General features: G+C 46.4%; 7 protein-coding genes. 2 read left to right on the top strand and 5 right to left on the bottom strand.

Annotated elements, in window-relative coordinates; translation table 11 throughout:
* Positions 1 to 225: 225 nt before the first annotated feature.
* Positions 226 to 1,278, bottom strand: coding sequence for a uroporphyrinogen decarboxylase family protein (locus tag WCO51_05935; protein MEI6512798.1), 1,053 nt, complete (start codon positions 1,276 to 1,278; stop codon positions 226 to 228).
* A 264-nt stretch (positions 1,279 to 1,542) separates the two neighbouring features.
* Between WCO51_05935 and WCO51_05930 the strand changes: the two genes are divergently transcribed.
* The gene (locus WCO51_05930; protein MEI6512797.1) at positions 1,543 to 2,547 is read left to right on the top strand and encodes a zinc-binding dehydrogenase; all 1,005 of its coding nucleotides are present in this window, start codon (positions 1,543 to 1,545) and stop codon (positions 2,545 to 2,547) included.
* Between the two features lie 183 nt (positions 2,548 to 2,730).
* Here WCO51_05930 and WCO51_05925 read toward each other — a convergent pair whose 3' ends face one another.
* The 3 genes from WCO51_05925 to ispH all read right to left on the bottom strand — a co-directional run bounded on the left by WCO51_05925 (position 2,731) and on the right by ispH (position 6,352).
* On the bottom strand, positions 2,731 to 4,896 hold the full coding sequence (locus tag WCO51_05925) for a glycosyltransferase (GenBank protein ID MEI6512796.1): 2,166 nt from the start codon (positions 4,894 to 4,896) through the stop codon (positions 2,731 to 2,733).
* Positions 4,897 to 5,018: 122 nt separating this feature from the next.
* Entirely contained in the window at positions 5,019 to 5,288 is a 270-nt protein-coding gene (locus WCO51_05920) for a MerR family transcriptional regulator (GenBank protein ID MEI6512795.1), read from the bottom strand.
* 146 nt (positions 5,289 to 5,434) lie between these two features.
* Positions 5,435 to 6,352, bottom strand: coding sequence for a 4-hydroxy-3-methylbut-2-enyl diphosphate reductase (gene ispH / locus WCO51_05915; protein MEI6512794.1), 918 nt, complete (start codon positions 6,350 to 6,352; stop codon positions 5,435 to 5,437).
* Positions 6,353 to 6,471: 119 nt separating this feature from the next.
* Between ispH and asnS the strand changes: the two genes are divergently transcribed.
* Entirely contained in the window at positions 6,472 to 7,863 is a 1,392-nt protein-coding gene (gene asnS / locus WCO51_05910) for an asparagine--tRNA ligase (protein MEI6512793.1), read from the top strand.
* Between the two features lie 143 nt (positions 7,864 to 8,006).
* Here asnS and WCO51_05905 read toward each other — a convergent pair.
* Positions 8,007 to 9,106 (bottom strand): bifunctional phosphoglucose/phosphomannose isomerase (locus WCO51_05905; protein MEI6512792.1); only part of this gene is annotated, 1,100 nt, incomplete at its 5' end.

The following is a 9,106-nucleotide window of genomic DNA, read 5'->3' as shown; positions in this document are numbered from 1 at the left end:
GTATGTTGACTCTACCCGAAGTAGCTACTCCCCTTTACGTAATTCATTATAGCAGATGAGTTGAGGTGTTGGCGAAGTTAACTCGACCCATGAGTGATCATATAGTAAATGCAGTACACCGAGGCTTTTGCCAGTTCGGTGTACTGCACGCTATTTCCGCACATTCCGCAACGGTATCCATCGCTAAGCTAAACCTGATGCAGCGATCAAGTGAAGTTAAAGTTTCTAGTATTTTCCGTACTTTTTGACCAGGTCAATGACGTGGCAATACTGTTGGAAGCTGATGTTATCCGGCACTGAGTGGTCGGAGTGATAAATATAACCGCCGCCCTTCATCGCGAAGGGGATTTTGGTGACGATTTCTTCTTCGATTAACTTCGGATCGGGATGCGCCATTTTGCGAACGTCAATACCGCCCATAAAGGCCAGCTTGTCACCGTAGGCTTTCTTGAGTTCAATAACATCCATCCCCGCCTTCACTTCGAGCGGCTGCAGACAGGTAAATCCGGCGTCGATGATATCGGGAATAAGCTCTTTGACACAACCGCAGCTATGGAGAATGACCGGTTTGCCCTTAGAACGGAAGAAGTCGCATACGTGCTTATGAGCAGGTTGAATCATTTCGCGATACATGCGCGGCGAGAAAAGAGCGCCGTTGCGGTAGCCCACATCATCGTAAAGGAATGCGCCATCGAATTCGTAGCCATTGGTGACCATCTGTTCAGCAACCTGGCGGATAAGCAGAGCACAGGTCATAAACATATCTTTAGCCCAATCCGGGTCTTCAGCCATAGCGGTTAACAATCGCTCGGAGCCTACGATAGCTTGTGTGCGATCATAGCCAATAGCATCGCTGAAGTTCACCCAATCACCCGCTTCATGATAACCCTTGTTTGTGGAAGGGTCCTTATCTGCACGATCATCGGCCCAGGCCAACCGCGGTTTGTATTCTTCCCACTTTTCGCGTGAATTAATGGTGAAGTCAATCATTTCCGGTGTGGAGGTGGTGTGCTTCCAGTTCTTTGTGATGGCGCCGTTGCCATTACGCACGATAATAAATTCATCGGTCTCTTCGATGACTTCAGTTTCCATGCGGAATCCGGTATCACCGTTTTGCCCCCGCATATGGTCGAAACCGAAATAGTCATCAACCCATACATCAGGCATTCCCTCCTTGCGCCATCGCTCAATGGTAGTGCTCCAAGGGCTATCTTGCATGGGGATTTGATCCCCTTCTTTATGGTTCAAAGCTAAATAAAAGCGTTCTTTTGCGGTCATGAAATCCTCCTGATTTAAAGCAAACCCTTAAACTGAGCTATAGTTTACCGGCAGGGGAGTGGAGAGTCAACGACAGGAATGAGAAATGGTAGATAGTGAGCATATCAAGAATTGCTCTAAAGAGTTGTCTTGTCTTTAGGCTCATAAATATCTTTGAATGCTAGCTCTTTCCCTTTGGTTAATAGAAATCCTAACTTGCAGTGGTCTATACTTTAGTCAGCAATAAAGCCTAGTTACGGCTTGGCTTTGGATGAAGGAGTTGTTATGCAAACGAAGGCACTTATTTGTGATGAAAAGCAGAACTTTACCCTCTCTGATGTGATTCTTCCGGAACCGACTTCGAAAGATATTCTTGTTCGCGCATTATATACTGGTGTTAGTATCGGAACGGAGTTTGCGATCATTCGCGGCAAGCTTAATTGGGGGCCATACCCTCTATGCACTGGTTATCAAGGTGCCGGGGTGGTTGATTGGGCAGGAAGTGAAGTCGAGGACTTTAAAGTCGGCGATAAGATTTATTATCGTGACGGCTCAAAGATGACCTTGGCTGACGGTTCGCCTGTATCCTCTGCGGCAGGAACGCACTGTGCTTATACTCTAATGGACCCAAAGAAAGCTCATGGATGCGCCCATGCTCCCGAAGGGATTAACATGGCTGTGGCGGGTATGTTCGTGATGCCAGCGGTTGGTTTTTTCGGCACGGATATGGCTGGAGTTAGAATGGGCGATATCGTTGTCGTTCATGGGGTTGGCCTTATTGGCCTTGGGGTGGTTGCCGCATGTACCGCTCGTGGAGCGGTAGTGATGGCGGTTGATATCGATGACAAGCGGCTTGCAATGGCCAAGAAATTTGGCGCAGATTACCTCGTTAATAGCTCCAAGCAAGATGCTAATGTTGAATTGAGGAGCCTTGGAAAGAATGGCGCGGATGTGGTTTTTGAGGCAACGGGCATTCCTGAACTAGTTGAGCCTGCGATGCAACTCTGCCGTGAGCGCGGGAAATTCGTTTGGCAAGGCAATTATGGTTCACAAGTATCTTTCAACTTTGGTTTGCCGCATGGGAAAATGCTCGAGATGTATTACCCCTGCAACGATGGCCTTGAGCCTTGCCGAAGAGCCGTCACAAAACAGATGGCGATGGGAACGCTGAAATGGGAAGAAACGATAACCCATTGCGTTACCCCTGAAGAAGCGCCTGATTTGTACGATCGAATCAATAAAAACAATGCCCCCGACGTTATCGGTGCAGTCATCCACTGGTCAGACTAGGCGAATGGCTAAAGGCGAAAGGCGAAAGGCAGAATCCGAAACCCTTTTCCCGACTCTGTGCGGGGCAGGGAAGGGAGGGGGCATCTGGATTAGGATTGAGGATTTGCGGGGTTATATCTTGATATGCAAAGAAGCTTCGGCAGTATTTCTGCCGAAGCTTCGAGTGGAAAGTTTATAATTCCTTTAAGAAACCGCTTGTTTTGTTGCTTCTTCTAAGAGATCAAGAGTATCGATCGTTGCTTCATGGTTGGGTGAAAGAGTTAGTACTTGTTTAAAAGCTACGCGAGCAGCGTCGTATATTTGCATCTGTAATAAACTATTTCCGAGCATAAACCAACCTTCTGTACACTTGCTGTCCATCTCAAGCCCGATTTGATAGGTATTATAAGCCTCATTATAGGCTCCAAGATGATATAGTAGGTCTCCGGCGTTGAAGAATGCATTTGCATCTGGGTTGGCTTCTATGGCAACTTTATATTTCTGGAGGGCCTCTTCAAATTGTCCTAACGCTACAAGAGCGCGTCCCCAATTCACGTAATGCGTACTTATCATTGGGCCATGAGAAGAGAGCCACTGGTATGAGAGCACTATCTGGAAATGATCCTGCGCCTCTTCTGCGAGGGAATTCCATTTTTGCCAGAATGAAATATCATTAGGCAGAATATCACAAATTTCGCCCCATACTGCAGCAGCTTTTGACTTTAAACCTTGTTCAATATAACAATCGGCCAAAGTACTAAGGGCAGGAGCGGCGTATTCACTGTTAGCGGCTGCGCTTCGCAGCAACTTATCCGCTTTATCCAGCCGACCCTTGATTCCATATAGTTTTCCAAGGGCATATGGGATTGCAGGGTAGTCAGGCGCTTGTTTATAGGCTTTCAATAAGATGGGTTCGGCTTCATCATATCGCTTTAACTCAACCAGCGCTTGACCTTCAACGGCATCCGCTTTGTAGGTCATTACTGTTAAATCACCCACCGCTTCGCTTGTCCAATTCGTTTCGCGTATCAGACGTATCTGTTTTAGAGCATCTTCATATCTTTCAAGCCGAAGGAGTGACAATGCTCTCAAATATAGAAGCGGAGGCATACCTAACGAAAATTTCGATGCCATATCGGCAACTTTAAGCGCTTCCTCTTCTCGATGTAGTTCCACAAGCGCAGCGGCCCAGATATGATATGTAGCAGGAGCTATCGACCAGTCTAATGGGATAAGCTCAGCTTTCTTCGATAATATCTCGATGGCTTTTACATACTGCTTATCGCAATAATAGGTGTTTGCTAAATTAAAAATCTGGAAGAGGTTATCCGGGTTCTTTTTGACTTCTTTCTCGAGCATTTCAATGGCGCGTTCATTCTTTTTTCTCTCAGCCGATATTGTCTTTTCATATCCATAGTGCAGGATTGATGTTCCATAAAGAAATCCGATTTGGTGTCCAGGTTCATTGATTGATGCCATTACCTGTTCATGGATACTGCCCACAAACTTAGCGCAGCTCAAACGTCTGAAAAGGCGCACAGTGGGGTGTGTGAAGACATCGTTCTTGTTATTAGCATTAAGATAGCTGAGGATGGAGGTTAAGTATCCACCAAATTGCGGTCTTGAGATAGCTTCCTCAATGATTGGGAAGCTGCCAATGTCCAAAGCTTCATCCGCATCGAGCACCAAGACCCAATCACATGTCGCATGCGATAATGAGACATTTCGAGCCGCTGAAAAATCGTTTGTCCAATCCGAATAAAAAACCTTTGCGCCATATTTATTTGCTATCTCAACGGTTTTATCGGTAGAACCTGTATCTACAAGAACAATTTCATCCACCAGTCCTTTTACACTATCCAAACATTGTGCCAAGAACCGTTCTTCATTCTTAACGATCATACAAAGTGAAAGAGAGCCTCCAACTGGTTCATTATCATTGACCGTCAAGCCGGATGCTTCCAGAGTCTCTTTAATGATCTTTGCGCTTTGGCGTGCTTGTTTAATTTGTAGATTTGTAGTCGGCAATCCCCTTCGGCGTTTTAACCAATCTGCCTTACATAGGAAGTAATCGCGTAAGATCAGTAAAGCTCGTGCGTTTCGTTCCTTGTTGTCATCCGAAGCCCATGCTTTAAGGAACGGTTCCAAAGCGTCATCTTCCTGTTTGTTATATAAACGCACAAAACCGGCCTGATAATTCAGTTCCGGTTCGTTAGGATAAAATTTTAGAGCTTTGGCGTGTGTTTTTTCGAAATTAACGAAATCGCTAGCTTCCATATAGTTACGGCCGAGAGCGATAAACTCTTCGATTGTTGGAGTTGGATTTTTCGTTCTTTTCTTGGAAGCGGATTGATTGGCTTTGGATATCATAGTCCACCTTCTGATTAAGGGGATAGTGGAAGCAGGCAGATCGTTTCATCTATGCGCCTGCTTCCTGAAAGCTTCATTTCAAAAAACAATATAAATAAGCTATCAAGGCGCCAAGTTGACAATTAAGCCACCTGGCGCTCTTTTCGTGCGCGCAACGCTCTGCGTGCACCTGCAATGCTATACATCTCGTCTTTGAGTAAACGTTTGATGCAAAGCACCGCCTCGATGTCGTCAGGTCGATACCTGCGTTGTCCACCGGTTGTACGAACGGGATCGAAGAACTCATTGAATTCCTTTTCCCAATAGCGTAATGTGTGTACTTCTACACCGGTGATTTCACTAGCGACACTGATAGGTACCAACCGTGCAGTGCTGGTCTGGCGTAATCTCATCCAGGACTACCTCCTGCGAATTAACATCAGGCGACCTGGTCATTTGACCAGGATGGCTGTGCCAAAACAAATTATCGGTGCACCCTGTTATGATCACTAGGTAATGTGCGGGAGAGAGTTGAAGCTAATTGAAAAAGTTTTGTTATTTATTTCGTGTCGCGTGGAATATCATATGGCTTTTTATTCTCTGGGACGCGAACCTCGCCACATGAAAGCCAGTCTAAAACATCATTAATTACGGAATCTGGAGTTGAAGCGCCGGCGGTTACTCCTACAACGCTCTTGCCCTCGAGCCATTCAGGCTGAATTTCATCTCTGGTTTCGATATGATATGTGGGCACCCCATGCGATTCGCAGATATCTCGTAAACGGCGAGTATTGGCGCTGTTTTTACCGCCAATAACCAGGATGACATCCGATTCGTTGCTTAGAGCCAGTGCCGCTGATTGAAGCTCATCGGTTGCGCCGCAGATTGTATTGTAGGAGCGTGTTTCGTACGAGCGGAGGGCGATTTCTCCCAGAACGGCTGCAAAGTTGGATGCCTTTTGGGTTGTCTGGCAAACAACGCCGACTTTTCTGCCAATTGGCAGATCGGCAACTTCTTCCGGTGTTGAGACAACAAAGACCTTGCCACCGACCGATTCAACCGTGCCAAGCACCCCTTTGACTTCACTATGGCCTTTGTCGCCTACAATTACAATAGTGTAGCCTTCTTGCGCCATTATTTTGGCGGCGCGGTGGACTTTGACGACGAAGGGGCAGGTAACGTCGATTATATCAAGCCCGAGTTCTTTTGCTCGTTGGATAGTACTTGGTGGAACTCCATGAGCGGACATGACTACGGTGCCATCAGAGATGTCTTCGAGATTAGCTGCCAACTCGATGCCCATCTGCTGGTGCTTATTGACAACCTGTGGGTTATGGATGATTGGCCCAAGGGTTGTCAGCTTTCCAAATCGCTCTTGCCGAGCTTGCTCAACAATCTGCACCGCCCGACGCACCCCAAAACAAAACCCATAAGCATTTGCCAACGCCACTTTGAATTTCTTTTTCTCTTCAGCCATAGTATTTTCATTCTACCTGATGTGAAATATACCCATAGCGTCGTCGTCACTAAGTTTGATTCGAGTTCAAGCCCTCTGCTATAATTGTTTGTACAAACGTGAATTTAATAGGAGAAATGATGATAAATCGGGGAATTCGTGTTAAGCAGGCGCTTGAACAACCGGTAGGGACAGAGCTAATACTCAATGGATGGGTTCGTACTCGACGAGATTCTGCGACTGTCTCATTTGCCGAAGTTAATGACGGTTCGTGCTTCAAGAATTTGCAGGTGGTTATTCCTGAGGGGGTTGTACCGGCTGATGTTTTATCGCAGGTAACTACAGGCGCTTGCTTGTCAGTGAAAGGTTCTTTGGTTGAATCACCGGCGGCAGGTCAAGCGGTTGAACTTAGAGCGGAAAGCATCGAAGTACTCGGGTCGGCTGATGCGACGACATACCCTCTTTCAAAAAAGCGGCATTCGCTCGAATACCTGCGTGAAATCGCTCACCTTCGAACTCGTTCAAATACTTTTGGCGCGGTCTTTCGTGTGCGTAACTCGCTCGCCTTTGCCATTCACCAGTTCTTCAAAGAGCGCGGATTCATGTATGTTCAGACTCCTATCATAACCGCATCGGATTGTGAAGGCGCTGGGGCGATGTTTGGGGTGACCACTCTTGATATGATGAACTTGCCTAGAGCGGAAGATGGCCGTATTAATTATAATGACGACTTCTTCGGTAAGCCGGCTTTTCTGACGGTTAGCGGTCAACTCGAAGGCGAGATATTTGCTATGGCTTTCAGCGATGTCTATACTTTCGGTCCCACTTTTAGAGCTGAAAACTCTAATACCCCTCGCCATTTGGCAGAATTTTGGATGATCGAGCCGGAGATGGCCTTTTGTGACCTCGAAGGCGATATGCAGCTTGCAGAAGAGTTCCTCAAGTATTGCATCAAGCGCGTAATGGATGAATGTCCTGACGATCTGGAATTCTTTAACAAGTGGATTGATGAAACTGTAATTTCAACACTGAATCATGTATTGGAATCGAAGTTCGAGCGCATCACTTATACCGATGCTATTGATTTGTTGCTTAAATCCAGTGAGACTTTTGAATTCCCTGTCGAGTGGGGAATGGATATTCAGACTGAGCACGAGCGGTATTTGACTGAAAAGCTTTTCAAGAAACCGGTGGTCGTGACGGACTATCCAAAGTCTATAAAAGCCTTCTATATGCGCGTGAATGAGGACGATAAGACGGTTCGTGCGATGGATGTGCTAGTGCCTCGTATAGGCGAGATTATCGGCGGAAGCCAGCGTGAGGAACGGTATGATGTTCTTGTCGAACGTATTCGCGAACAGGGATTGGATGAGAGCGCTTATTGGTGGTACCTAGACCTTCGCCGCTTCGGCAGCGCCCCGCACGCAGGCTTTGGACTTGGTTTTGAGAGAATGATGATGTTCCTTACGGGGATGAAGAACATTCGCGACGTAGTCCCATTTCCACGAACTCCAAAGAACGCGGAATTTTAGGGTAAGTTATTCTCGGTCAACTTCATAATGGGCGGCCCCACTAGGGCCGCCCATTATCTTTGTCAAAAGTGTCTATGGGAGGTATTTGTGCCCGTGGCTATCTGCTTGAAAGTTTATGCAAACTATCACAGAAACAACAGTTATTACTTAACAACCGATAAAGCGCTCTTCAAGTCATTTATCGAGCCGATAATGTAGGGATCTACCTTGTAGAGGGCAGCTAGGTAGATACTGACGAAGTCGGCAAGGTAAGTCATTCTTAGCATTCGGTCCAGGAAATCGCCGGTTTCGGAGCCGCCGGAATGTTTTACGTTGAATTCTATTACTTGCTGGAATGCTGCAGAGTTCATCTTCTCTGTCATGACATGCATTCTCGTTTTCATCTTTGGACTTTCCAGACCGTCGGTAAGAGTTAATACCGCTAGATTATCCGCTTGCAGTTTCGCTTGTTCCCAACCCATTATTTCGTTGTGAGTTAGTTCTGGATAGGCGTTTGAATAGGCCAATATTTTTGTGTTCTCGTTAAATTGGCACTTCCAGCGATTGGCGATAACAGCCTTGTAGCTTTCGCCATAAATGAGAGGGAGATTTCCAAAAAGGTTTACTGCTAGCTGTTTAGCAAAGTTTATTTCGGTTGGAATATCGATATTGGCATCATCTCGTAAGCCTGTAAGTTGATCAAAAGTGTGTTGGGAAGAATTCCCCATCGGCAGCCAACCCCACTTCATAAACATGATCACCATTGGCAGGAACATATAACCAAGAGAAGCTCTTGGCGGTTGACCTCCGGGGATTGTGATGACTGGATAGCCGTCATCTTTGGCGCGGCTCATCAGTTGACCACCGCTTGTTAGGCAAAAAACATGAGCGCCTTTTACTTTAGCTTGTGAATAGGCTGAGAGGGTTTCTTCCGTATTGCCTGAGTAGCTATTGGCAAATACTAATGTTTCTTTATTGACCCAACTGGGGATGTCGTAATCTCGATTAACAGCTACGGGAATGCTTCCGAATCGATTGAAAAGAATCTGGAGATAATCCCCCCCAACAGCTGATCCACCGAGTCCGGTTACTAAAATGGACTTAATCTTGTTCGGAGGATCGATGTCGATTTGCTGACCGATATCGATCGCATGTCGACACTGTTCGGGGAACGAGATGACAAGATCGGTCATATTGCTTGGGTCATAGAGGCGGATATTATCAGTGATGTCCAGCCGTTGAGCTAGTGAGGCCTGTTGTTTAT

The sequence above is a fragment of the bacterium genome (assembly GCA_037131655.1).
In the GTDB taxonomy this organism is placed as follows: domain Bacteria; phylum Armatimonadota; class Fimbriimonadia; order Fimbriimonadales; family JBAXQP01; genus JBAXQP01.
This window is presented reverse-complemented; position numbering and strand designations above follow the sequence as displayed.

What these genes read in the sequence shown, in the direction of transcription:
- WCO51_05935 (MEI6512798.1), bottom strand. Translation starts at nt 1,278, where the DNA reads ATGACCGCAAAAGAACGCTTTTATTTAGCTTTGAACCATAAAGAAGGG.
- WCO51_05930 (MEI6512797.1), top strand. Translation starts at nt 1,543, where the DNA reads ATGCAAACGAAGGCACTTATTTGTGATGAAAAGCAGAACTTTACCCTC.
- WCO51_05925 (MEI6512796.1), bottom strand. Translation starts at nt 4,896, where the DNA reads ATGATATCCAAAGCCAATCAATCCGCTTCCAAGAAAAGAACGAAAAAT.
- WCO51_05920 (MEI6512795.1), bottom strand. Translation starts at nt 5,288, where the DNA reads ATGAGATTACGCCAGACCAGCACTGCACGGTTGGTACCTATCAGTGTC.
- ispH (MEI6512794.1), bottom strand. Translation starts at nt 6,352, where the DNA reads ATGGCTGAAGAGAAAAAGAAATTCAAAGTGGCGTTGGCAAATGCTTAT.
- asnS (MEI6512793.1), top strand. Translation starts at nt 6,472, where the DNA reads ATGATAAATCGGGGAATTCGTGTTAAGCAGGCGCTTGAACAACCGGTA.